General features: G+C 35.8%; 19 protein-coding genes. 17 read left to right on the top strand and 2 right to left on the bottom strand.

The window, feature by feature from the left end; genetic code table 11:
- The first annotated feature begins 60 nt into the window (after positions 1 to 60).
- From xdhA to ade, 4 genes are read left to right on the top strand one after another with little or no spacing between them, the layout of a single operon-like run.
- The gene (gene xdhA / locus FYJ58_RS00280) at positions 61 to 2,367 is read left to right on the top strand and encodes a xanthine dehydrogenase subunit XdhA (protein ID WP_154515508.1); all 2,307 of its coding nucleotides are present in this window, start codon (positions 61 to 63) and stop codon (positions 2,365 to 2,367) included.
- A 1-nt stretch (position 2,368) separates the two neighbouring features.
- Entirely contained in the window at positions 2,369 to 3,256 is an 888-nt protein-coding gene (xdhB, locus tag FYJ58_RS00275) for a xanthine dehydrogenase subunit XdhB (RefSeq protein WP_154515505.1), read from the top strand.
- Positions 3,249 to 3,758: a xanthine dehydrogenase subunit XdhC gene (gene xdhC, locus FYJ58_RS00270; RefSeq protein ID WP_154515502.1), complete on the top strand. Its 510-nt coding sequence runs from the start codon at positions 3,249 to 3,251 to the stop codon at positions 3,756 to 3,758. Before xdhB ends, xdhC begins: the two co-directional genes overlap by 8 nt.
- Before the next feature lie 35 nt (positions 3,759 to 3,793).
- Positions 3,794 to 5,488, top strand: coding sequence for an adenine deaminase (ade, locus tag FYJ58_RS00265; RefSeq protein WP_154515498.1), 1,695 nt, complete (start codon positions 3,794 to 3,796; stop codon positions 5,486 to 5,488).
- An 80-nt stretch (positions 5,489 to 5,568) separates the two neighbouring features.
- On the opposite strand, the gene FYJ58_RS00260 is transcribed toward ade, so the two are convergent.
- Positions 5,569 to 7,359: a methyl-accepting chemotaxis protein gene (locus FYJ58_RS00260; RefSeq protein ID WP_154515495.1), complete on the bottom strand. Its 1,791-nt coding sequence runs from the start codon at positions 7,357 to 7,359 to the stop codon at positions 5,569 to 5,571.
- Positions 7,360 to 7,737: 378 nt separating this feature from the next.
- On the opposite strand from FYJ58_RS00260, the gene FYJ58_RS00255 reads away from it, so the two are divergent.
- The 3 genes from FYJ58_RS00255 to FYJ58_RS00245 all read left to right on the top strand — a co-directional run bounded on the left by FYJ58_RS00255 (position 7,738) and on the right by FYJ58_RS00245 (position 12,180).
- Positions 7,738 to 9,504 carry a S8 family peptidase gene (locus tag FYJ58_RS00255; RefSeq protein ID WP_154515492.1) on the top strand — a complete coding sequence of 589 codons (1,767 nt, stop codon included), beginning with the start codon at positions 7,738 to 7,740 and terminating at the stop codon, positions 9,502 to 9,504.
- 455 nt (positions 9,505 to 9,959) lie between these two features.
- Positions 9,960 to 11,516, top strand: coding sequence for a hypothetical protein (locus tag FYJ58_RS00250; RefSeq protein WP_154515489.1), 1,557 nt, complete (start codon positions 9,960 to 9,962; stop codon positions 11,514 to 11,516).
- A gap of 142 nt (positions 11,517 to 11,658) precedes the next feature.
- On the top strand, positions 11,659 to 12,180 hold the full coding sequence (locus FYJ58_RS00245) for an RNA polymerase sigma factor (RefSeq protein WP_154515486.1): 522 nt from the start codon (positions 11,659 to 11,661) through the stop codon (positions 12,178 to 12,180).
- 144 nt (positions 12,181 to 12,324) lie between these two features.
- On the opposite strand, the gene FYJ58_RS00240 is transcribed toward FYJ58_RS00245, so the two are convergent.
- Positions 12,325 to 14,547, bottom strand: coding sequence for a glycosyl hydrolase family 18 protein (locus FYJ58_RS00240; RefSeq protein WP_154515483.1), 2,223 nt, complete (start codon positions 14,545 to 14,547; stop codon positions 12,325 to 12,327).
- A gap of 295 nt (positions 14,548 to 14,842) precedes the next feature.
- On the opposite strand from FYJ58_RS00240, the gene FYJ58_RS00235 reads away from it, so the two are divergent.
- The 10 genes from FYJ58_RS00235 (at position 14,843) to FYJ58_RS00190 (ending at position 26,763) form a co-directional block, all read left to right on the top strand.
- Positions 14,843 to 15,499 (top strand): Crp/Fnr family transcriptional regulator, encoded by a 657-nt coding sequence (locus tag FYJ58_RS00235; RefSeq protein ID WP_154515480.1) that lies wholly within the window; start codon positions 14,843 to 14,845, stop codon positions 15,497 to 15,499.
- Between the two features lie 101 nt (positions 15,500 to 15,600).
- Positions 15,601 to 17,586, top strand: a complete 1,986-nt coding sequence (locus tag FYJ58_RS00230; RefSeq protein ID WP_154515477.1) for an NAD(P)/FAD-dependent oxidoreductase — start codon at positions 15,601 to 15,603, stop codon at positions 17,584 to 17,586.
- A complete protein-coding gene (locus FYJ58_RS00225) occupies positions 17,579 to 18,544 on the top strand; it encodes a polyprenyl synthetase family protein (protein ID WP_154515474.1) in 966 nt (321 codons plus the stop codon). The genes FYJ58_RS00230 and FYJ58_RS00225 overlap by 8 nt, the downstream gene beginning before the upstream one ends.
- Positions 18,522 to 19,457, top strand: coding sequence for a UbiA family prenyltransferase (locus tag FYJ58_RS00220; protein ID WP_235912516.1), 936 nt, complete (start codon positions 18,522 to 18,524; stop codon positions 19,455 to 19,457). The genes FYJ58_RS00225 and FYJ58_RS00220 overlap by 23 nt, the downstream gene beginning before the upstream one ends.
- A gap of 93 nt (positions 19,458 to 19,550) precedes the next feature.
- Positions 19,551 to 20,633: a hypothetical protein gene (locus tag FYJ58_RS00215; RefSeq protein WP_154515471.1), complete on the top strand. Its 1,083-nt coding sequence runs from the start codon at positions 19,551 to 19,553 to the stop codon at positions 20,631 to 20,633.
- Between the two features lie 80 nt (positions 20,634 to 20,713).
- A complete protein-coding gene (locus tag FYJ58_RS00210; protein WP_154515468.1) occupies positions 20,714 to 21,799 on the top strand; it encodes an FAD:protein FMN transferase in 1,086 nt (361 codons plus the stop codon).
- A gap of 111 nt (positions 21,800 to 21,910) precedes the next feature.
- On the top strand, positions 21,911 to 22,891 hold the full coding sequence (locus FYJ58_RS00205; protein WP_205839113.1) for a tetratricopeptide repeat protein: 981 nt from the start codon (positions 21,911 to 21,913) through the stop codon (positions 22,889 to 22,891).
- Between the two features lie 145 nt (positions 22,892 to 23,036).
- Positions 23,037 to 24,041 carry a LacI family DNA-binding transcriptional regulator gene (locus FYJ58_RS00200; RefSeq protein WP_154515462.1) on the top strand — a complete coding sequence of 335 codons (1,005 nt, stop codon included), beginning with the start codon at positions 23,037 to 23,039 and terminating at the stop codon, positions 24,039 to 24,041.
- A gap of 285 nt (positions 24,042 to 24,326) precedes the next feature.
- A complete protein-coding gene (locus FYJ58_RS00195) occupies positions 24,327 to 25,325 on the top strand; it encodes a LacI family DNA-binding transcriptional regulator (protein ID WP_154515459.1) in 999 nt (332 codons plus the stop codon).
- 37 nt (positions 25,326 to 25,362) lie between these two features.
- A complete protein-coding gene (locus FYJ58_RS00190; RefSeq protein WP_154515456.1) occupies positions 25,363 to 26,763 on the top strand; it encodes an L-fucose/L-arabinose isomerase family protein in 1,401 nt (466 codons plus the stop codon).
- Positions 26,764 to 26,776: the final 13 nt, after the last annotated feature.

Raw genomic sequence — 26,776 nt, 5'->3', positions numbered from 1 at the left:
TAATAAATGGCAATTTGCTATTTATATATAATAAGATGACAGATAGAGGAGGGAACTATTATGGGTATTGGAACCAGCCTAATAAGAGTTGATGCAGTGGAAAAAGTTACAGGAACTGCAAAATATGTAGGAGATTTGGAACCAAAAGATGCATTGGTAGCTAAAGTTGTACACAGTACGATTGCCAATGGTGTAGTAAAAAGTTTTGATTTGGAAGAGGCACTTAAGGTGCCTGGGGTTGTTAAAATTGTGACATGTTTTGATGTCCCGGATTATCAATTTCCAACACCGGGACATCCATGGTCAACCGAAAAGGCTCATCAGGATATTGCGGATCGAAAGCTATTAAATCAAAGGGTCCGTGTATATGGTGATGATATTGCTGCCGTAGTTGCTGAAAATGAAATTGCTGCCAATCGGGCAGTTCGGCTTATTAAGGTGGAATATGAAGAGCATGAGCCAATTCTTTGTGTTGAACAGGCAATGAAAGAAGGTGCAGATATTCTTCATGAAGAACGTCCTGATAATATAGTTGGTCATTCTTCATTTCAGGTAGGTGAAGGAACCTATGAAGAAGCAATAAAAGAAGAAGGATTGGTTACACTGGAAAAAGAATATGAAACGCAGCCGGTGCAACATTGCCACATCGAAGTACCACATTCATTTGCCTATATGGAAAAAGGAAGAATTGTTGTTGTTTCTTCCACACAGATTCCACATATCGTTCGAAGAGTAATCGGTCAGGCACTTGGAATTCCATGGGGAAAAGTACGGGTAATTAAGCCATATATCGGAGGCGGTTTTGGAAATAAACAAGATGTGTTATATGAACCATTAAATGCTTTCTTATGTACACAGGTAGGTGGTCGTTGTGTGAAATTGGAATTGACAAGAGAAGAAACCCTTGCCTGTACAAGAACAAGACATGCAATTAAATATAAAATAAAAGCAGCAGTTAGAAAAGATGGAACGCTGGTTGCAAGAACATTTAAAGCTTATTCGAATCAAGGTGCTTACGCTTCTCACGGACATGCGATTGTGGCAAATGGCGCCAACATTTTTAAGCAGATGTACCGGGATGAAAAGGTATTAGAATCCGAAAGCTTTACTGTTTATACAAATTGTATTACAGCAGGGGCAATGCGAGCTTATGGTATTCCACAGGGAGCTTTTGCCACAGAATGTCTGGCTGATGATTTGGCTTATGCAATTGGTATGGATCCACTGGAATTTCGGTTAAAAAATTGTATGCAGGCAGGATACGTTGATCCGCATACAAAAATAACCTGTCATTCTTATGGATTACAGGAGTGTATTAAAATCGGAAGAGAACATATTAAGTGGGACGAAAAGAGAGAAAGATATAAAAATCAAACAGGTTCAAAACGAAGAGGTGTTGGAATGGCTATATTCTGTTATAAGACAGGGGTATATCCAATTTCATTAGAAACAGCTTCGTGCCGTATGATATTAAATCAAGATGGTTCCATACAGCTGCAAATGGGTGCAACTGAGATTGGACAGGGAGCAGATACTGTATTTACACAGATGGCTTCGGAAGTAACGGGGATAACAGAAGATAATATACATATTTTAACGGTTCAGGATACAGATATCACACCATTTGATACGGGAGCTTATGCTTCAAGACAGTCTTATGTAAGTGGTATGGCTGTAAAGAAAACAGGTAAAATCTTAAAGAATAAGATTCTTGCTTACGCAGAATATATGCTTCAGAAAAAGGCTGATACAATGGATGTGAAACAAAATCAGATTGTTGATAAAGATACAAATGAAATTTTGTTATCATTAGGGGAACTTGCAGAAGAAGCGTTTTATAGTTTGGAGCATTGTGAGCATATTACTGCGGAGGCAACAAGCCAGTGCAAAAATAATACATTTGCAACAGGTGCCTGCTTTGTTGAGGTTGAAGTCGATATTCCATATGGAACGGTAGAAATTATAGATATTATAAATGTTCATGATAGCGGAAAACTTTTGAATCCAAAGTTAGCCCAGGCACAAGTACACGGTGGTATGAGTATGGGGCTTGGTTATACGTTAGGTGAAGAGTTACTATATGATAAAATCGGAAGACCACTCAATAATAATTTGTTGGATTATAAAATGCCTACAGCAATGGACACACCAAAATTAAATACTGCATTTGTGGAATTAGAAGATCCGACCGGACCTTTTGGTAACAAAGCGTTGGGCGAACCACCGGCAATTCCTCAGGCACCGGCAATTCGAAATGCGATTTTGCATGCTACGGGAGTAGCTTTTGATACATTACCTTTAAATCCGGAAAAACTGGTATTAGAATTTATGGAGCATGGTCTGATAAAAGGAAAGGGGGAGAATTAGCATGTACGACATTGAATCAGTAATTGTAGCTTCAACTGTAGATGAAGCAATTGAAGAGCTGGTAAAAAATCCAAAAGCTGAGGTTATATCTGGTGGAACTGACGTTTTGATTAAAATAAGAGAAGGGAAAATGGCGGGATGTCATTTGGTTAACATTAGTAATATTCCTGAATTAAAAGGAATTGAGATGGACTCAGACGGAACAATCATTATAAAAGCGGCAACCGTATTTTCTCATATTACCAATGATGATATTATAAAACAGTATATACCAAATCTGGGAGATGCAGTTGACCAGGTTGGAGGTCCGCAGATAAGAAATATGGGAACAATAGGTGGAAATGTCTGTAATGGTGTGACAAGTGCAGATAGTGCTTCTACTTTATGTGTATTAGATGCAAAGATGGAATTAAAAGGTCCTGAAGGGACTCGAATTATTCCAATTACAGAGTGGTATCAGGGAGCCGGAAAAACGGTAAGAAAGCAAAACGAAATATTAACAGCAATTCGAATAGAAAAAGAAAATTATGAAGGATATCATGGCAGATATATTAAGTATGGAAAGCGAAAAGCGATGGAGATTGCTACACTTGGATGTTCTGTTATGACAAAATTAACGCCGGATAAAAAAGCAATTGAAAAATTAAAAATAGGATATGGTGTAGCCGGACCGGTACCAATGCGTTGTGTAGAGGCAGAGCAGATGGCACGGGGAAAGACAGTTTCGAGAGAATTATTAGATTGTATTTGTGAAAATGTTCTTAAAGAGGTTCATCCACGTTCCAGTTGGAGAGCATCAAAGGAATTTCGTTTGCAGTTGGTAGAAGAAATGCTTCGAAGAGCATTTGAGGAAACAGTTATTGCAGGGGGAGGAAATATCGATGTTTAAGATAATACATATGGTTGTGAATGGAAAAGAAGTAGAGGTTCCGGTAGATGAACGAGAATCCTTATTGGAAACACTTAGAAACCGTCTTGGTTTAACAAGTGTAAAAAAAGGCTGTGAAGTGGGAGAATGTGGCGCCTGTACTGTATTGGTAGATGGCGAAGCAATTGATTCCTGCATTTATATGACGGTATGTGCAGAAGGAAAGCATATTTTAACGACAGAAGGATTGAAAGGACCGAATGGCGAATTAAGTCCGATTCAAAAAGCATTTGTGGAAGAGGCTGCGGTACAGTGTGGTTTTTGTACACCAGGTTTAATTATGTCGGCGGTTGAAATTGTGGGAACAGGAAAGCGGTATAATAGAGAAGAGTTAAAAAAACTTATTTCAGGGCATTTGTGTCGTTGTACAGGATATGAAAATATATTAAATGCAATGGAAAGAATCGTAGAGGAAACTTATCAAGTGACGCAACGTAATTTTGCAGAAGAAAAGAACTGCTAAATATCCAGTTGTTAAATTGAGAAAAGGAGATTTCGATGTCATATAAGTATAATAAAAACTATGCAGATATAGCACTTGGAAAAAGAAAAGCAGAACTAGTATTAAAACAAGGAATTATCGTCGATGTGTTCACAAATGAATTGTTTGTGGCAGATATAGCAATTCAGGAGGGAGTTATTGTCGGTGTAGGTCAATATGCAGGTGAAGAAGAAATTGATATGAGCGGAAAATATATTTGCCCTGGATTTATTGATGCTCATCTGCATTTAGAGTCCACGTTATTAAATCCAAGCCAGTTAATTTATCAGGCTGGTCGAAAAGGTACTACTACTTTTATTGTTGATCCACATGAAGCGGCGAATGTAGCCGGAAAAGATGGTATTGATTATATTTTAGAGGATACAAAAGAGTGTCAGGCGAATATTTATGTAATGGTTCCGTCTTGCGTACCATGCCTTCCATTTGAGTGCAATGGTGCAGTGCTAAATGCAAAAGACATGGAAAGCTACCTTTCTGAAGACAGAATTCTTGGTTTAGGAGAAGTTATGGATATTCCGGCTGTATTAAATGCGGATGAGGGAATGCTTGAAAAATTAAAATTATTTTATTCCAAACAGATTGACGGTCATGGAGGCTGTTTTAAAGGGCAGGAAGCAGATTGTTATGCACTTGCAGGAATAAAGACAGATCATGAGTGCTGCACTTATGAAGATGCAATAAAAGAGGTGCGCGCCGGAATGTTTGTTCTGATTCGGGAGGGAACAGCAGCAAAGAATCTGGAGCAGATTGTAACAGGAATTGTAAAGCATCATACGCCATGCAATCGGTTTGGTTTTTGTACGGATGACAAGCATATTGAAGACATAAAGCAACAGGGACATATTAGTTATAATGTTCAGAAGGCAATTGAGCTTGGGATTTCTCCAATAGAAGCAATTAAGATGGCAACGCTTTATCCGGCTACTTGCTATGAGCTGAAACATTTGGGAGCAATTGCGGCCGGGTATCAGGCGGATCTTTTGGTTCTTTCGAATTTGGAAAAAGTGGAAGTAGAAGATGTTTATTATAAAGGAAAACGGCTAAAAGAAGTAAAAAGAGAAGAGAAAAAGTTAGGAAATAAATTAACAGATACCGTGCATATTAACTATCGGGGAAAGTCAGAATTTTCTTTGCCTCTTAAAGAACAAAAAGCATTTGTTTTGGAATTAGTACCGAAGGAAATTTTGACTACCGGAGAGATAAAAGAAGTTGATGTAAAAGATGGTGAATTTGTGCCTAATAAGCAATTTCAAAAGATTGCAGTTTTTGAGCGTCATCATAATACAGGAAAAAAAGGTGTTGGAATTGTAGAGGGATTTTCGATTGAAAATGGTGCAATTGCTTCTACGGTTGGACATGATTCTCATAATTTAATTGTGGTCGGAGATAATGATGAGGATATGAATCGGGCGGTAATGGAACTGATTGACTGTAAAGGGGGATATACGGTTGTTCGGAGTGGAAAGGAACCATTTACATTGCCTTTAGAAATTATGGGATTAATGACGCAAAAAAGCTATGAAGAAGTAGAAGAAACATTAAGAATTATGATTGAACAAGCACATGATATGGGAGTACCAAAAGAGATTGATCCGTTTATCACATTATCTTTTTTAGCATTGCCTGTTATTCCATCTTATCGTATTACGCCAAATGGAATGTACGATGTAGAAAATAAGATGTTTTTTTGACAAAAAATCAATAAAGGGCTTGAACTGATAAAATAGTTCAAGCCCTTTTAAATATTTATTATGAAAAGGCAAAAATAATATTAGAGATCTTTTATAATATCTTCAATCGCACTTTGTCTTAATTTAAAGCGAGAAACTAAATTAGAAAGAGCATCGGCCTGAGCATTTAATTCTTCGCTGGTTGCTGCACTTTCTTCTGCAGTTGCTGAGTTTGTTTCGATAATTGCTGATACATTTGAAATAGTGTCATTTATGTTTTGCACTGCAGATGCCTGTATTTTAGAAGCTTCTGCGATAATTTCAATTTTATTTGAAATTTTATTTGAAAGTTGAATTACGTTTTCCATTGATTTTGAAGTATCATCAGCTATTTCTTTTCCATTTTTTGCTGCTTCAGTTGAATTTTTTATTAGGTTTGTTGTGTCAGCGGCGGCTGCCATACTATTTTCCGCTAATTTGCGGATTTCATCTGCTACTACGGCAAATCCTTTTCCTGATTCACCGGCTCTGGCAGCCTCAATTGCTGCATTCAAAGCAAGTAAATTTGTTTGTCCGGCAATATCTTCAATTGTTTCTATAACAGCTTGAATGTTAGCAGAAGATTCATTTATATTATCCATCGCATTGTTTAGCTGACTCATTTTTTGGTTGCAAAGTGCAATCAGACGTTCGGCTTTCGCTGCTTCTTTGCTGGCATCAATTGTATTGTCTGCTGTTTCTGATATTTGTTCTGATATTTGCTGCATTGTATCTGAAAGTTGTTGTATGGACTCTGACTGCTCTAATGCCCCCTGCGATAGAGTTTGGGCACTGACTGAAACTTGATTTGCTTCATTATTTACAATGTTTGCACTTTCTGTAATTTGTGCCATAGTACGGCTTAAATGAATATTAATATTTCGCATTCCCTCGTATAGTTGTTTGAAATCACCGGAATAGTTTGTATTGGAATGAACATCAAAATTTCCTTTACTAATCTCGGCGAGCATCGTTCCTAAGTCATTTATAATTGCATTTAAATCATGTGTTAGAGAGTTTGCTACAACAGTCAGCTGTTCAATTTCATCATGTGAATGAATAGAAGGAACAGGCGTTGACAAATCACCTTTGGATAAGAGAGTCAAACGTTCTGCGATATTTTTTAATGGTAAAGTAATTGCATTAGCATGATACTTGCTCTTATTGCGACCAATTAAAACTAAAATAAGACCGATTGCTAAAAAGACAAGAGAACCAAGTATCTTTTTTATTTGAAAGGATTTTTGCGATTCTGCAATAATAGGATTTGTCTCATCGGTATAGACACCTGTACTTATATACCAATTAAAAGGTTCAAACTTTGCAGTAAAGACTCTTTTTGGCGAGAGCTTATTTTGTTCATTTTTTTCCCAATATTCAGTAAATCCACCTTCTGCCTGATTGCCGGCTTTTAATAGATTTTGAATATAATAATTACCTTTTTCGTCTTGAAGATTATATCTCTGTTTTTGTTCAAGGCCAGAGTCGTTATGAACAATGCAGTTTCCATCTTTGTCATCTACCCAGAAATAGCCCTGTTTTGTTTCATCACTGTTATTATATCGGGCAGTTTTTACAATTTGCTTTGCCGTTGCAAAAGCTTCCTCTTCTGAGATTTCACCATCTTCGTAGCGTTGGTTTATTGTAGTTAAAACGCTAATAAGAGTTTGCACTTCCGATTGGATTAAGTTATCTAAATGATCCGTTATTTTCTCGATTGCCTGGTCGTATGAATAGTCCAAACAAGTATAAAAAAAAGCAGATTCAATAAGAATTGCAATTAATAAAAGAATACTAGTTACAGAAGTCATACGTTCTTTTATGCTGCGTTCTGTTCGTTTTGACCATTTCATAGTTAAAAGCCTCCTTGGATAAAAAGTTTATATTTTATCATTTGATTTTTGAAAATTCTTTTAAGTAAAAGCTAATTGGTAGCGTTAAGTAAGGAATGTATTTATAGATAAAAGTATAAAATACCAAAGGATTGATGTCAATTAAAAAAATTGCAAAAATCAAAAATAAAATATTTTTTTGTTTTTTGCAAAATTTTGTTGATGAATTACAAAATTATTATTTTGAAAATGACATTTCATTCGTAAAAAGAAAGGTTAAGATTGCGTTTTGTGATGTCCATCTTTGCGTTGCAATATATTCTATTATTGCTGTAGCGTAGAAAAGAAAGAAATCTTTGCATATATTAATGAGTAAAAGATGAGAGAATGAGGATTTGAATGGATAGCGGGAAAATAGATAATCAGTTAAATCTTGCACTTAATGTAGGAGAGGAAGAACGAGAACAGACAATAGATTTGGATGTCGGCTTTGATTCCGATAATAATACTTGGGAACTAATTGTAAAGTATAATGGAGATTTACAACCGATAAAAGAGGAATTGAATCTATCAGTTGTAGAGCTTATGAATGAGTATGCGGTTGTGACGATTCAACAGCAGGATATTGAAAAATTAGTGAAATATCAACAGATTGAATTTATAGAGAAACCAAAGCAGCTTTCATTTGAAGTGGCAGAAGGAATTGCAGTGTCTTGTATTCCTCCGGTACAGAGAAATAGAAGGGAAACAGGACAACTATCGTTATATGGGAACGGAGTAATCGTTGCGATTATTGATTCTGGGATTGATTATAGTCATCCGGATTTTAGAAAAGCTGATGGAACGACCCGGATTATTGGATTATGGGATCAAACAATTCGGGGAACACCGCCGGAAGGATTTGATAGTGGAACTTTTTATAGTGAGGAAGAAATCAATCAGGCATTAAATTCGTCTGACCGAAGTGAACAAATGCAGGTTGTTCCCAGCATAGATTCTTCTGGGCATGGAACCCATGTTGCTGGAATTTGCGCAGGAAATGGAAGAGCAAGCAATGGAAGGTATAGAGGAGTTGCACCACAGAGTGATATCTTGATTGTAAAATTGGGAAGTTCAGTTGGAGATTCGTTTCCAAAGACGACAAATTTGATGGAAGCAGTGGATTTTGTGATTCGGTTTGCAATTATGAGAAATCAGCCATTGGCAATTAATATCAGTTTTGGAAATAGTTATGGCTCTCATGCGAATTTAAGCCTGGTTGAACAATATCTTGATTCCATGGCAAATCGTTGGAAAACAAATATTTGTATTGGAACAGGGAATGAAGGAAGCCTTGGACGTCATAAAAGTGGAGTGGTAAGGGAGAGAGAAGAAGAAGTGATAGAGCTTGTAATTAGTGATTATGAAACAGGAGTTAACCTACAAATATGGAAAAATTTTTATGACCGTATGACAATTGAATTAATAAGCCCAAACGGAAGCAGTGCAGGAAGGCTGAGCGGTACGATTGGAACAAATCAATTTGTACTTGAAAACACAAAAATCTTGTTTTACTATGGAGAACCATTGCCTTACAATGGTTTACAGGAAATTTATGTAGAGTTTATACCACAGGAAACTTATGTAAACAATGGTATATGGACGATTCGTTTAAATGGAGAAAGAATTATATCAGGTGATTATGATATGTGGCTTCCAACAGGAGCCGTTTTAAATACAATGACCCGATTTTTACGTCCGGTTGAGGAAACAACACTTACAATTCCATCGACTGCGAGCAGGGCAATCTCTGTTGGTGCCTATAACGGAAATACGGATAGCTATGCCTTTTTTTCAGGGCGTGGATTTACGAGAAATAATCAATGGATAAAACCGGATCTTGTTGCACCGGGAGTTGATATTATCTCCTGCTCACCGGGTGGCGGTTACACAAGAAGAACTGGTACATCAATGGCAACGCCATTTGTGACAGGTTCGGTTGCGTTAATGATGGAATGGGGAATTGTAAATGGGAATGATGCTTATTTGTATGGGGAGAAGGTGAAGGCATATTTGAGAAGTGGGGCTAGACATTTGCTTGGGTATGATGTGTGGCCTAATGAGATGCTGGGGTATGGGGCATTGTGTGTATCGGAGAGTTTGCCAGTAGGGGCTTCAGATTTTTAAATTTCTTAGGAAACTTTCTGAAATATCTTGTTATAAGTAAAGATTTATGCTACACTGAGAAAAATATTTTTTCAGAGGATATTTACAAGGAAATCTGGTATATTTTGTAATGCAAATTATTGAATGTTCATTGCTTATATTTGTGAATAAAATTTAAAATCTGGAAGACTTGTTGATATTGTTGCTGAATATAATCAAGCAAATAAGATATAACGTTTACGAGTAATGAAATTCTTGGATTTTGGTTGTTGCTGCGGTTATGTTATATGCTTAAAAGAAGGAGGTCATTGTTTTTTTATTTGCAAGTTTTTGAAAACAAAGAGTTAGAAAGAAAAATATGGTGGTAGATTTGATAGTATTTATTACAAATAGGAGGAAATTTATGAAAAGCACATTAAGATGGAGAGTTCTATCGCTGATTTTAGTTATAGCTATGATAGTTCAAAGCGGTACATTTGGATTTGGACACAGAGGGGGTACAAGAGACCGCTAATTTAGAGGATTATGTCATTTATGGTGGTGCTGAGGATGAGAAAGTAGAGAGCACAAGCATCTTTATGACAGGTGGTCGAGTAGCTGATGTCTATGGCGGCGGCGAAGATGGTGATATCGCAGGTAACACTTCTGTGACTGTGACAGGTGGTACAGTAGTGAATGTTTATGGAGGCAGCCAGAATGGCAATGTCGTAGGTAATACAAATGGTTATGTGGAGTTAGTCGGTGTAGCAGTTGGTGAGACCTTCGATAATGCTATTCTGAAACGGGAAGATGATAACTGGGAAGTCAAAGGAAATCCGACAATTCCAAAAGGGGTTACAATGACTATTTCAGAGAATACAGAACTTGCTATTTCAGACGGATCTATCTTGACTTGCGAGGGTACTTTGATTAATCGTGGAACTATAGAAAATAATGGGACTATCCGCAATGAAGGTGATTTTCAGAACAATGGTAAAATTATTGGCAGTGGTAGGCTGGAGGGACGGCCTATAGAAGATTCTAATTCTTCTGGATCTGATTCAAATGGTGGTGGAGGTACATCTGACGGAGGCAATTCATCGAGTGGTGGAGGTACATCTGACGGAGGCAATTCATCGAGTGGTGGAGGTACACCTGACGGAGGCAATTCATCGAGTGGTGGAGGTACACCTGACGGAGGTAATTCACCAAATGGTGGAGGTACATCTGACGGAGGCAATTCATCGAGTGGTGGAGGTATGTCTGACGGAGGCAATTCATCGAGCGGTGGAGGTACATCCGATGGAGATAATTTATCGAACGGTGGAAGCCCATCCAATGGCAATAACGGTGCCAAAGAGGATAATTCTGGTATAACTCCTCCGGGGGCAACAGAACTCCCAAAAACGTCAACAAAGACTATTACGACAGTGAAAGCTAAATACCAAGGAGATAAAGCAACGGCGACACTGAGCAGCTCTGTGGCAAATAGTGCTATCAAAAGGCAACAGGCAGAAGCAAAAAAGAATGGGAAAGAAACAGATGACGTTGCTATAACAGTAAAAGTAGATACCAAGAAAGCAAAGGAGTTTGCTTTCAATCTGCCAAAAGCGACAATTGCAGAACTAATGAAAAATCGTGTTGGGGAAGTGGGTGTTAGTAGTGGTATGGTTACTACGTCACTTGATTTGAATGCCTTAAAGGAAATTCGAAAACAGTCAACGAAGGATATAACAATAACTAAGGTAAATGCCAATGATTTATCTGCAAGCACAAAGAAGAAGATAGGTAAGCGTCCTATTTATGGTTTTAGTATCACTGATAAAACTGGGAAAAAGATTACTAAATTTGGAAAGGGGAAAATTAGGGTATCTATTCCTTACAAATTAGCTGCGAAGGAGAAAGCAGATAACTTAGTTATCTATTATATTAATGCAAATGGTAAGGCAGTGGAAGTACCAAATTCTGTTTATTCTAGAGAATCAAAGACGATTAGTTTTGCAACGAATCATCTTTCCAAATTTGCTGTTGGATATAAGGGAAAGACCATTTAAGGATATTCTTACACATTAAGTAAATGAAAGAACAAGAATAAACTAAAAATCACATAAAATACAGTGTTCGAAGGATGTAAATAACTGTAAACTCTAAGTAGCTGCTTTTTGTGAAGTGCAAAACAGTGAAGGGGTGTTAGCTGTGGAGAGTAATTTTATTCTTACATTGTATGAAAAGTACTATAATTATCTGTATCATATTGTGAAGAACGAGCTTTATATCCGAGATAACGGTGAAATCGAATCTTGCGTACATCAAGTGTTTTTGATAGCTATAGAAAAGGAAGAAGGATTAAAACAAAGAGAAAATCCAAAACTTTGGTTGGCACAGACAGCTCGTTATATTTGCTACAATTATAATCGGGGATTACATCTTCAGTTACGGCAGAATAGCGAAGATTTAGAAAGCCTGCTATATGCGGTTGATTCGACAGATATTGAGGCGGAAGTAATCGAGAATATCCGGTTAAAGCAATATATTACTTTGTTGAAAGAGCAATTAACGGAAGACGAGTGCCGAATGATTCAATTAAAATACAAATACAGATTGTCAATGGAGGAGATGGGAGAACTCTTTTGTGTCAATTCTGTTTGTATGAATGCAAGAACTCAGAGATTAAAGGGAAAGGTAAAGAAGATATTAAACAATAGTTCTGAGACTTAGTGATATCAAATTTTGAAAAGTAGAAATCTCATATAAAAGCAGCGTATTTTCAATAGTGAGGGAACCTTTTTTTTAATGAAGTGATATAAAATACAGATTCAAAAGGTTCCCTTTTTATAGTTTTAAATATAGATTTTGTTTCTGTTAATTTACCGTTACGTTTACAGAAGCACTAGAGCTTCCTTTGTTGTTTTTTAATACAATTTTATAAGTATGAGTTCCGGACTTAACATCTTTAAATGCAAATTTTCCTGATTGAGCGTTAGGAGAATTTGGAGTTAGTGTCTTGGAGTCGATTAGCACATCATCTTCATAAATCTCTGCGCTAGAGGCATTTTCACCCCACCAAAGATTCCATGTAATTGTGAAATTATTTCCTTTATCCCAATTATCATGTGTAACAGCGGGAACTGCAGGTGCCTGCGTTGCATGGTCGTCTGCTACTGGGGGAACTTCTGGTTTTTCTGTAGGAGTAGGATCTGGTTTATCGGTTGGAGTAGGAGTAACGTCTGGTTTCTCAATTGGAGGCAAAGATTCCATTCCAAGACGTTTTCTTTCAGCTTCTACCTCTGATTTCATAGATTTTCCATTTAGTTTAAAGTTTTTAACGCCTGCAAAATTTAACTTGATTGCACCTTGTAATTTTGCGGTACCTCCGTTTGGAAGACCGTTCCAGCTTTGTCCTTTTAGAGTAACGGTATTAAAGTCTTTGTTCGAACTTGGTTTTACAGAGAATGTAGAACCATATGCAGAAGAAAATACAGCTGATTTTGGTAAATCAAAGGAAAGTTCCCACTCTTTTAAATCTTCCCCTGTATTATTAGTTAAATAAATTTCATAGGTATAGTTTGGATGGTCATATTTTCCACCAAATTTAACATCAAAGTCTGCTGTTTCGGCATTAACGTCAATGTCACTGGTTACTTTGGCAGGTCCCATTTGAGTTAACCGATTATAAAGCATAGATGTTAAGGTATCGCCAACGGTGTATTCTTGTTTTTCTTCATCATAACTGTAATCACCATGCATAACCCAGATTAGAACACCGCCAAGGTTATTTTCTTTTACAACATTGATTCTTTCCTGAATGGATTGTTCGTCTTCAAATGTGAGGAACGTTTTATTTACATCGTTCCATACATAAGGAACTTTTCCAACATTGTCCCAATATTTTTTATAATTGGAATCTTTTTTCATTAAATTAAGAACATGCCATAATGGGTTAGCACCTGCTGGAATCTCTTTGCCATTTTCGTCGTCATCGTGCCAAATATTTTCATTTCCGACAGCAGGGGTTTTGGAAGTTCCGTGAAGTCCATTTGTACCGCCAGATACGTTTGTCCATCCTCTCGTATAATAAGGAACACCCATTAAAATTTTTTCAGATTGGACAGCACCACGATAGAAGTGATAAGACCAGTCGAAGCCTAATGTAGGAAGTGCCATGTTAATTGTTTCTGTATCATTTGGGTCGGCAAACAGATTTGCCTGATTTTCTACATATTGATTCCATCCCCCATGATAGTCATATGACATAACCGATACGAAATCTAAGTAATCGAGAAATTCACTGCTTGTTTGACCACCCAGTACCCAGGAAGAAGCAGATACAGCAGAGGTAAGCCAGTAATAGGTGTTATCTTGCTTTGCAGCTTCATCCAAAGTATCTCTCAAAATATGGATAAATTGGGTATAACGTTCGGAGATTCCTTTTCTTCGTGGTTCGGATAAGTCAAAATCTGCAGGGTTGCCAGACTGGCTTGTTTCCGATGGATATTCAAAGTCGATGTCAATACCATTAAATCCGTATTTACGAATGAATTTGACTGCAGAATCTGCAAATTTTTTCATATTTGCCTCATTATCTGTTACTTTCCAAAGTGTTCTGGAGGCAGCCCAGCCCCCTGTGGAAGCTAATACAGTAACATTTGGATATTGTTTTTGCATTTGGTTCATTAGATTAAACTGCCCTTTATAGTCTAATGAATTATCCATTTTGATTTCTTTTCCTTTGTGATAAAACTTTCTTCCGTCAAATGTACTTTCAACGTCATTTTTAGGATCGGAAGGGACTAGTTCATAAGTATTTTCGTCAGCAACAACGAATGCGTATTGGACATGAGTTAATTTATCCCACTGCAAATCTGTAATACTAAAATTTTTATGTGGTTCTAAGTTTAAGGCATAGTTAGGAAAGTACCCCACGACCTTCCTATTATGGTATCCATCTGGTAAAGTAACCCCATTCATATTTGTTTCCGTTTTTGGCTCTGATGTTTCAGCGTATGTATGAACAGCTGGAAGACCGGTGACTGCGATTAGCGAAGCTAATGCAAACGCTGAAATTTGTTTTAGTAAACGTCTCATATATCCTCCTCTTTTCACTTTTTCTTAAAAATGTTCAAATGCTATGTACTTAATTGTTGTAAGAAAACAAATACCGGATTTAATAATAATTTCACCTCCTGATTGTTGGTTTGCGGTTTTTGCTTTCAATAAACTAATGTCAAGAGAAAAGAAAAAAATACAAATAAAAATGGAGAAAAAAGAACTATATTATTGTGCAATTTGCTAAAAAAATGAAGTTGTTATTGTGGTGTTAAATTTGGGGGAACAATTTAAATAAAAGAAAAATTTAAATAATTATGTAAAGAGGACAGAGATGGAAACAGAGTTAAAAAATGTACTGCCATTTTGGTATTTTCTATCGGAAAAAGATAGACAGTTAGTAGTAAAATCTTTAGAACAACTTTTGTTTCAGAAAGGAGCAAAAGTATATCATGTAAAAAAAGAAGATGCTGGTCTAAAGATTCTTATAAGTGGAAGAATTAGAGTCTTTCTTTCTACAAGTGATGGGAACGAGATAACACTATATCGGATTGAAAATAAAAATTTAAATATCTGGAGTGTATTTTCTATGATGAGCGATGGGCAGATTGATATTAATATGGAAGCAGAGGAGGATTCAGTCGTTTATTGGGTTCCGGAAACGATTTGCAAAAAGCTATCGGATGAATGTAGTGCAGTAAGTGAATTTATTTGGCAAGTTGGAATGAAACATTTGCAGGCAGTGATTTCGGTTGTTCAAAATCTTGCGTTTACAAAGAGTTCAAAAAGATTAGCTGATAGTTTAATCGCTCACAGCAGGTGGAATCAAAGCGAAGTGCTTTTTATTACACATGAAGAATTGGCAAATGACATCGGAACTGCGAGAGAAGTTGTATCGAGGCTGTTAAAGAAATTTGAAAAGCTTGGATTTGTTTCATTGTCAAGAGGAAAGATTGACATTCTAGATTTTGACGGGTTAAAAAAGATATAGAAATTACTGCTTATGTAACAATGTTACGGAAGAATAAAAAATATCATGATAAAATAACCTGTCGAAAAACGACTTATTTTAGAAAGAAAGAGGAGAATGCAATGAAAAAAATTGTAATAATAGGTGCAGGCTATGCAGGTGTGCTGACCGCAAAAAAACTTGAAAAAAAATTGCGTAAGGAAGAAGTCAGCATTTCTATTATTGACAAGAATCCTTTTCATACTATGTTGACAGAGCTTCATGAGGTGGCGGCAAACCGCGTGGAAGAGGATAGTATTAAAATGAGCCTGAAAAAAATATTTGCCGGAAGAAATGTAAATGTTATTTTAGACACAGTAAGTCATATTGAGTTTGATAAGCAGGTGGTTTATGGAAAAGAAAAAGTATATGAATATGATTACTTAGTATTGGCAGCAGGGTCAAAACCTACTTTTTTTGGTGTACCGGGTGCAGAAGAGTTCTCTTATAAGCTTTGGTCTTATGAGGATGCAGTTCTACTAAAGGAGCGGATTTTAACTCAGTTTCGTAAAGCCTCCTGCGAAACAAATCTGGAGGAAAAGAAAAAATTACTTAGTTTTTATATTGTAGGAGCTGGTTTTACTGGTGTAGAAATGGCGGGAGAATTAGGGGAATATATACCGGTTCTTTGTGAAGAATTTGAGATTGAGCGTTCTTTGGTAAAAATTGTCGATGTTGATATTTTGAAACGGACTGTGCCAATTCTTCCAGAAAAATTATCTGCAAAGGTAGAGAAAAGATTGACTAAGATGGGGGTTTCAGTTCAATTAGAAACAAGTGTTGTTGGGATAGAAGATGGCTTTATTGTACTAAAAAAAGGAGAAGAAATTCATAGAAAGCCCGCCGGAACAGTTATATGGACTGCCGGAATCGAAAGTGCAGAGATTACAAAGGAAACTTCCAAACTGTTAACGGCTTCTGGAAGAGGACGCATTGAGGTTGACAGGTATCTTCGCTCTCTTGAGCGGGAAGAGGTTTATGTTGTAGGTGATAATATGATGTATATTCCGGAAGGAGAACAATCACCGGTACCTCAAATGGTAGAAAATTGTGAACAGAGTGCTGATGTGGCGGCGCATAATATAACGGTTTCAATAACTGGAAAAAAAGAAATGCAAGTATATAAACCTTCTTTTCATGGGGTAATGGTTTCGGTTGGGGGACGATATGGTGTAGCAAGAGTCGGACTGCCAAATCATATGTTTAATCTTCCTTCTTTTTTTGCTATGTTTGCAAAACATCTGATTAATATTATTTATTTTATTCAGGTACTTGGTTGGAACAAGGTATTTAGTTATACAAAGCATGAATTTTTTACAGTTCGCCATTGCAGGAGCTTTGTGGGCGGCCATTTTTCTAACCGGACACCGAGCTTTTTATTAGTTCCATTGAGAGTCTGGCTTGGGGCAGTTTGGGCATTTGAAGGAATTTTGAAAATTTTAGAAGGCTGGTTTCAGAATCCAATGTTGACTGGGTTTTTTGGCGGTGCCAGAACTTGGTTTGATCAAATTTTATATGGAATGTCCAATGCAACAGGCACATTAGACGCAATTTCTCAAGCGACTGGTGCCATTGATGCAACGGCACAGGCAACAGGAGCAGCAGAGGCAGTTTCAAGCGGAGTGGCTATATTTAGTTATAATATATTGGGTTTGTTTGATATATCAATGGTAAGTGGGAAGGAGATTGCTGCTTCCGGATTAGCGGATTATGCAATACAATTAAATGTCCCTCTTATTAATTGGTTTGTCGATACGATTGTATTATCCAGTGATGAAATGCAGATTTTTATGCAGATAACGATTGTACTTATTGAAATTGGAATTGGGTTTGCATTAATGGGAGGTTTTCTTACAACGCCAGTTGCAGTAGTATCTTTGATTTTACAATTTATGTTTGTATGCACAACAGGATTATATTTGAATACATTTTGGATGATTTTTGCAGGTATTGCGTTACTGATTGGTGGAGGAAGGACACTTGGTTTGGATTATTACGTAATGCCTTGGTTAAAGAAACAATGGAAAAAGATTCCGTTTGTGAAAAGGTGGTATATTTATCATGACTGATACAAGGATGGAATATGATACAGCATTTGAAGCAGTTGTGTTCAGAGTTGATAAGATTTTAACAACCGCTCCTAAAATTATTCGAGCTTATACATCATATCTTTCTAAAGCACGGGGTAAATTTATCCGGACACATAGTTTATTAAGCTGTGCGATGGATGAAAATAACTTGATTCATAAAGATGCTGTAATTTTTGCTACGGCAATTGAAATTCTTCATTTAGCAACGCTTGTACATGATGATGTTATAGACGAAGCAGATATGCGAAGAGGAATTAAGACAATGCAAAAGAAATTTGGAAGAAAAACAGCAGTTATTTGTGGAGATTATCTTCTTTCCGTTGCTTTGCAGGAGATTGTTAAAGCAGAAACAAAGAACGAGTATGAAACATATTATCTTCCAAATTACATTAATCAAATTTGCAAAGGAGAGCTTTTACAGCATAGAAACAATGGAAATCTCAACTTGTCAATGTATCGTTACTTAAGTATTATTAGCGGTAAGACGGCAGCCTTGTTTGAAGCTTCTTTTTATGGAGGAGCTGTATTGGCGGAAAAGAACGAGGAAAAGCTTCGTTTATACCGTCATTTAGGACGTTATGTTGGGATGATTTTTCAATTGACAGATGACTGCATTGATTTTGAGGAAAAAGAAACTGTAGCAAAGAAAAATGTACAATCTGATTATGAGCAGGGGGTTATTACGCTTCCTCTTATTTATACGTTAAATGCAGATAAAAGGTTTCGTGAAAAAGCAGAAAAAACAGTACTTATGAGGGAAGAAATCAATGAGGCGGTTTATCATGCAGGTGGAATCTTTTTTACAAAGCGAATTGCAAAGCAGTATTTAAAAAAAGCGATTCAGACAATTAAAGCGTTAGATTTGTCAAAGGAAAAGGAAGAGAAGCTTACTAAATTAGCAGAAAAAGCATATTTTGGATTGCAGCGGAAAGGATAATAGTATGAAAGCAGGGCTGGTTTGGAATTTTTTAAGTTATGTTGAAATAAAAACAAAAATTACAAGTATATTTGCCTTTCTTATGACATGTGCTTATTTATTTTATATTGATCAGCCAATCAATGGAAGACTTACAGTAGTGTTCTTCTTATCTATGTTTTTATTTGATTTAACTACAACGGCAGTTAATAATTATATTGATACAAAAACAAATACACAAAAATTACAGTTTGAGCGAAAAAGGGCATTGCTGATTATATATGTGTTATTTTTTGCAAGTGCAGCTTTAGGACTTTATTTAGCATGGCTGACAGATTGGGTTGTATTTTTTCTTGGAGGGCTTTGTTTTTTGTGTGGAATTTTGTATACCTATGGTCCGGTTCCAATATCAAGACAGCCCCTGGGTGAAATATTTTCAGGGATTTTTTATGGATTCTTGATTCCATTTATTTTATTTTATATTAATATGCCAGAGAACCATTTTCTTTCCTACGAGTTTACTTTGGAAAGTTTGTCTTTTATGATTATGTGGAGGGAATGGATACCAATTTTTTTTCTATCAATTGCACCGATTTGCACAACGGCAAATATTATGCTTGCGAATAATATCTGCGATTTAGAGAAGGATATTGAAGTAAAACGGTATACATTGCCTTATTATCTCGGGGAAAAAGCGTTTATTTTATTTCAGTTTTTATATTATATCGTTTATGTGGCAGCAGCTGCTATGATTTTACTTGGAATACTTCCGACCTTTTACAGTTTGTTTTTTATTACAATTGTTCCTGTTTGGAAAAATATAAAAGTATTTTTAAAGGAGCAAAGAAAAGAAACTACATTTTTATGCTCGATTAAGAATTATGTGATTATTATGGGAGCAGATGTTTTATTAATATTCCTTTGTGGAATTTAGAGATAAAGAGAAAGTATAAGAAAATATAATAATAAAGAGAAAGGAAAATGTATAATAGATTTGTTTATCAATTTGTTATGCAAGGAATGAAAAATGAAAAAAAAGATAGTATTAGGAATTAGTATGATGTTGACAGTTTCACTTATGGCAGGCTGTAAATCGAATCTTTCCAATGAAAATTCATCAAACAATAATAATACTCAGACGGAAACTAATGTAGGGCAGGAAGAAAAGGAGAATCAAAACAAAACAGAACAACAAATGAAAACAGGATTTGCAGTTGTAACAAAGTTAAATGATTCAAAAGAGGCAGGAAATGAGAATGGACAGGCAGTTGCTAATTCTCTTGCAGCAGCTGTCACATTAGACGAAGATGGAGTAATTACAAAATGTGTGATTGATGCAGTACAGTCAAAGGCTGATTTTACAAAAGAGGGAACGCTTGCAACTGATAAAAACACTGTATTTTCAACAAAAAATGAACTTGGAGAAACGTATGGAATGAAAAGTGCTTCTGCTATTGGAAAAGAGTGGAATGAACAGGCAAAAGCATTTGCTGATTATGTAGTTGGAAAAACTGTAGAGGAAGTAAATGGAATAGCGGTGAAAGAGGGAAAGGCAGCAGATGATGATTTATTGGCTTCCGTGACGATTCATATTGGTGACTTTAAAACAGTGGTAGAAAAAGCTGTTCAGAATGCATCTAACCTTGGTGCGAAGACAGGGGATAGATTAGGACTTGCAATCAATACATCTATGGCAAGCTCTTCTGATGCAACAAAAGACCAAGATGGAGTGGTTCAGATTGATTCTTCTTATACTGTAACGACAGTAGATGAAAATGGAGTAATTACAAGCTGTTATATTGATGGTTCTCAGGCGAAAGTTGGATTTGACAAAAAAGGAACAATTACAACTGATATTGAGAATGAAGTCCTAACAAAAGATGAGCTTGGAGAAACGTATGGAATGAAGAGTGCATCTTCTATCGGAAAAGAATGGAATGAACAAGCGAAGGCATTTGCTGATTATGTGGTTGGAAAGACGGCAGAAGAAGTAAATGGAATCGCGATGAAGGAAGGAAAAGCAGCAGATAATGATTTATTAGCTTCTGTGACAATTCATATTGGTAATTTTATCACGGATGTTGTAAAATCAGTTGAGAGTGCAGAATAAATCCGCTATAATAAAATAAAGAGAATGATTTAGGGCTGTTATAGGATAGGTTGTCTTATGACAGCCCTTGTAAATCAGAAATGATTATTAAAAATGAGGTGAAGAAGCTGAAGCAGATAACGAAAAGGCTAATTGGTATTATTTGTGTATTGAGTGTATTTGCTGTGTTTATATCAGGCTGTGAGAGAAAATCACAACTTACAAAATACGAAGCACAATTTTTGGATTTGTTTGATACGGTTACAACAATTGTTGGATATGAGGAGAGTGAGGAAGACTTTAAGCAGAAGGTGGAACAGCTGCAAAAAGAGCTGGAGACATATCATGAACTCTATAATATTTATGATACTTATAAAGGAATTAACAATATAAAGACAATAAATGATAATGCGGGAATAAAACCTGTTAAAGTGGACAAACGAATTATTGAACTGTTAGAACGGGCAATTGAGCTTTATGATTTAACGGATGGAAAAGTAAATATTGCCTATGGCAGTGTGTTGGCAATTTGGCATGATTATCGTACAAATGGAATTAACAGTCCGGAACATGCAAAGCTTCCTACTATGAATGAGTTAAATCAAGCTTCGAAACATACGGATATTAAAAAAGTTAAGATTGATAAAGAAAAAGCGACCGTATATTTAGAAGATAAAAAAATGTCTTTGGATGTAGGTGCAATTGGAAAAGGATATGCAGTTGAACGGGTAGGTAATTATGCAAAGCAGATTGGAATGAAGAAAGCTCTTATCAGTGTAGGTGGGAATATATGTGCGATTGGCACAAGAGATGATGAAACGAGTTGGAGAGTTGGATTACAAAATCCAGATATGGACAGTCAACAGGCATATGTGTTAAAAGTAAAGCTAGAAGATAAGTCTTTTGTTACAAGTGGAAACTATCAGAGATATTATGTCGTAAATGGCAAGAAATATCATCACATTATTAACCCGGATACAAAAATGCCGGCAAATTATTGTGCGTCTGTTTCGGTTTTATCCAGTTATTCAGGGACAGCGGATGCTTTGTCTACGGCTCTTTATAATATGCCAGTAGAAAAAGGTAAGGCGATGATTGAGAAAATGGAGAATACAGAGGCTGTTTGGATTAAAAATGATGGGACAATAGAATATTCAGCTGGTTTTCAGGATTATATAGCAGAGTGAATTGGAAATGATTATTTTGATTGTTGTGAATTGTTCCCAGAAAAGAGTTGTTTGAAATATCTTATTAGTGTTATAATGAAAGAAAAAATATTAAGTACAGGAGAAAAAAGCATGCAGTTTAAAAAAATTTATCGTGGATGTTTTATTGTAGGTATGGCAGTTATGCTATGTTGTTCATGCGGAAAAGATGAATTAAAAGAACATTATGAACAGGGCGGAACTTATTTGGAAGAAGGAAAATATGACGAGGCGATTAAGGAATTTGACCAGGCATTTAACGATGCCGGCGATTCAAAAGCTTCTAAAAATAATAAAAAAGTTTATCGGAGCCAGGCAATTGCTTATTATAAAAAAGGTGATTACAAGAAAGCAGTTTCTCTGTTTCAATACGCATTAGATATTGATGAGTTAAGTGAAATTGATTTGGACATTTTAAAATACAAAGTATTGGCTGACCAAAAAATGGGTGACTATGAATTGGCGATTGAAGATTTTGATAAAGCAATTGCACTAGATAAAGAAAATTTTGAATTATATTTTGGCAAATATTTTGCACAGGTAAAGATTGAAGATACGGCTGGTGCTTCGGCAACTTTGGAAGCAGCAAGAGAAATCTCTGGCAAAGGTGATGAATATAAGTTTAATTTGAGCAAAGTGTATTATTATATGGAACAATATGATGTGGCAATTGCTGGCTTTAAGGAAGCTATTAACAATGGGATAAAAGATGCTTATTATTTCTTAGGTGATGCTTATTATAAATCAGGAAAGTATGATAAGGCGATTGAATGTTTCAAAAAATTACTTGGTGAAGAAACAACACAAGACTTAGGACTTGTTTATAACCAATATGGTAATTGTTATATGAAAAAAGAAAACTATGAAAAGGCGTTGGAACTATTTAAAAAAGGTCAGAAAATAAAAAATACAGAGTGGATGAAGCCTTTGAAGTATAATGAGGTTGTAGCGCTGGAAAGGCTTTCTCGCTTTGATGAGGCGTTGAAAGTATGTGAATCCTATTTGAAAACATACCCAGATGATGCGTCTATGTCAAAAGAAAAAGAGTTTTTAGAATCAAGAATTACGAATTAAAAAGGAAATGAAATATAATAGAGCCATTTTCTAACAGGACAGGTGCTGCTATTTTAGCTTGAGGGAGCTTTATATAGCAGCATTAAAGATGTCTATGATTATAAAAGAATAAATATGTGGATGGAAAGGAGCTATTTAAAGTTCTATGAAAGTGAGCATAAGAGATATTAGTGCTATGACAGGCTATTCACCAGCAACCGTTTCCAATGCTTTAAACCATAAAAAAGGTGTCAACAAAGAAACATCAGCTAAGATTTTTCAAGTGGCGAAAGAAGTAGGCTATATTAATGAATCCTCTATCACTAAAATTAAACTGGTAATTTTTCATAAAAATGGATTGATTGTAGAGGACACTCCATTTTTTCCATCTCTTATCAATGGTTTTGAGCAGGAGTGCAGACAGTATGGATATGAAATGGTAATCTATAATGTCGATCAAAGAGATGCAGATTATGAAAAGCAGGTAAACAGCCTGATTACAGAAGCGGGGAGTGCAATTGTAATTTTAGCGACAGAAATGCTTGATGGAGATTTGGAAATTTATAAAAAAGCAACTTGTCCGATTGTTGTATTAGATTATTGGACAGAGTCAATGGAATTTAATGCAGTATTAATTAACAATGCAGATTCTGCGAGAATGGCAACGGAGTATTTAATTGATAGGGGACATAGGGAGATTGGATATATTCGGGGTAATTATCGGATTAAAGGATTTCGTTCTCGTTTTGCCGGATTTCAAATTGCTTTGCGAAAGCACAGGATAAAATTCAATGACGAATACGTTTATACTGTTAAAACGACATTAAACGGAGCGTATCAGGATATGGTAGGATATTTAAAAAAGAATCCAAAACTTCCTACAGCATTTTTTGTAGACAATGATTTGATGGCACTTGGAGCAATGAAAGCATTTCAGGAGCAGGGGTATCGGATTCCAGAGGATATTTCGATTGTTGGATTTGATGACTTACCATTTTCCGAAATCTCGTCACCACGATTATCTACAGTCAGGGTTCCTAATACGGAAATGGGAAAAATTGCGGTCAGACGGCTTGTGGAACTAATTGAAAAAAGAGATACGATTGTTACAAAGACACAAGTATGTACTCAGTTTATTGAACGGGATACTGTAAAAAAATTAAAAAATTAGAAAGAAAAAACTTCAGTTATGTAACTAAATATTACATTTCTTGAAGTTTTTTTGTTTCTATTTTTTTTATGCTGAAAATTAATCTAAACGTTTATATAAACGTTTAGATTAGAAAGAATAGAAAATAGATAAAAAGAGAAAAGTATTGTGCAATTTATACAAATAAAAAACAAAAATATAATATATAATGCTATATTTGATGATAAAACTTGAAAAATACTTGAACAATCTAATAAAACATTTATAATAATGTTTAGAAGCAGAAAAGAGAAAAGGGTGTAAAATATGAAAGCGACGATTCGTGAAATTAGTAGAATTACAGGTTTTTCTCCAGCGACCGTTTCCAATGCTCTGAATAAAAAGAAAGGTGTGAATTCCGCTACTTCTGAAACAATTATTCAAGTGGCGAAAGAGCTAGGATATTATGAAGAAGCCACTGTAAAGAAAATAAGATTTGTGATGTATAAAACAAATGGTTTAATTATTGATGATACACCATTTTTTACAATGATAATGGATGGATTTCAGAAAGAATGTAAAAGAAATGGATATGAAATGGTTATTTACTATTTAGACCGAAGAGATATGGATTTTGAAAAACAGGTTAAGAACCTGGTTGAAGAGGACTCTTCTGCTTTAGTGTTAGTTGGAGCTGAACTGCTGGATCAGGATTTTCGCTTTTTTGAAAGTACAGAATGTCCGTTGTTAATTATAGATTATTGGCATAACAGTATGAAGTATAATGGAATTTTAATTAACAATGAGGACGCTGTTGCAGAAGCAGTTAGTTATTTGGTAAGTAAAGGACACAAGAACATTGGTTATTTGAAAGGCAGTTTCCGTATCAAGAGCTTTCAGGCAAGAGAATGTGGCTACTTAAAAGGAATTGAACAAAGTCAATTAGTTTATAATCCGGAGTATACTGTATTATTATCTACAACAATGGATGGTGCTTACCAGGATATGAAGCTTTATTTGAAAAGAAATCCTAAATTGCCAACAGCATATTTTGCAGACAATGATATGATTGCACTAGGAGCGATGAAAGCGATGAAAGAGGCAGGAATAAAGATACCGGATGAAGTATCAATGGTTGGATTTGATGATTTGCCTTTTTCTGAAATATCTTCGCCAAGGTTAAGCAGTTTACGGGTTCCAAAGCAGGCAATGGGAGAAATGGCTGTTCATCGTGTATTAGAGATGATGAATTCCAGGCAGCTTGTAAAGACTAAAATTTTGGTTTGTCCGGAATTTATAGAACGGGATAGTGTAAAAGAACTATAAATAAACATAGATACAATAGATAAGAGGAGGAATAAAAATGGCAAATATAAAACTTGGCTATGCACCTACAAGAAGAAGTATTTTTAGTGCACCAGATGCAGTAAAATACAGAAAGCTTACAGCAGATCGTTTGAATGAGCTTGGTATTGATTTTGTAGACATAACGGATATCAATGAGGAAGGGCTTCTTTACAATGATGAGGATATGTATAAAATTGCCGAGAAATTTAAGAGAGAAAAGATAGATGGTTTATTTTTGCCACATTGTAATTTTGGTACGGAGTTTGAATGTGCCAGACTTGCAAAGGAATTAAACGTTCCGGTTCTTCTATGGGGACCTTTGGATGAAAGACCAGAGCCTGATGGCACAAGATTAAGAGATACACAATGTGGATTATTTGCTACAGGTAAGGTGCTGAGAAGATTTCGAGTTCCTTTTACCTATATGACAAATTGCAGACTAAATGATCCGGTATTCGAGCGTGGATTAAGAGATTTTTTGGCAGTCTGTAATGTAGTAAAGACATTTAAAAATATGAGAATTCTCCAAATTTCCACAAGACCATTTGAATTTTTTACTACTATGTGCAACGAAGGAGAATTGTTAGAGAAATTTAATATTCAATTATCACCAATTCCAATGCCTGAGCTTACTGACCAGATGAAGATTGCAAAAACAGAAGGCACAGAAGTAAAAGAAGTAATGGAATATTGCAGACAGAATATGGAAATTTTAATAAAAGATGATGAATTAGAAAACGTTGCGGCATTAAAAGTTGCAATGAAAGCACTTGCTAAGAAGTATGGTTGTCAGGCAATTGCAATCCAATGCTGGAACCAGCTGCAATCAGAAATCGGAATTATGCCTTGTGCAGCAAATTCCCTATTAAATGAAGAAGGAATTCCGGTTGTGTGCGAAACAGACATTCATGGTGCAATCACTGCTCTGATGGTAGAGGCAGCAGGAATGGGAGAAACAAGAAGCTTCTTTGCTGACTGGACAATTCGTCATCCAGATGTTACAAACGGAGAACTATTACAGCATTGTGGACCATGGCCAATTTCCGTTGCAAAAGAAACACCAAAGTTAACTTATCCATTGGCATTTGAACATCCGGGAAGCATTACAGCAGAAGCAAAACATGGAGATATTACATTGGCAAGATTTGATGGTGACAATGGAGAATATTCCTTACTTCTTGGTAATGCAAAAGGAATTGACGGACCAAAAGGAATGGGTACTTATCTTTGGGTAGAAGTAGATAATATCAAACGATTAGAAGCAAAAATAGTAGAAGGTCCATATATTCATCACTGCGTGGGTATTCATAAAGATGTAGTACCAGTATTATACGAAGCTTGCAAATATATAGGCATTGTACCAGACTTGTATGATCCGATTGAAGAAGATGTAAAGGCTTATTTGCGAGGCGAATAATTAAAAAAGAATT

The sequence above is a fragment of the Velocimicrobium porci genome (assembly GCF_009696045.1).
GTDB lineage: Bacteria > Bacillota > Clostridia > Lachnospirales > Lachnospiraceae > Velocimicrobium > Velocimicrobium porci.
The sequence above is the reverse complement of the archived record's forward strand: the minus strand, read 5'-3'. Positions and strand labels throughout refer to the sequence as shown.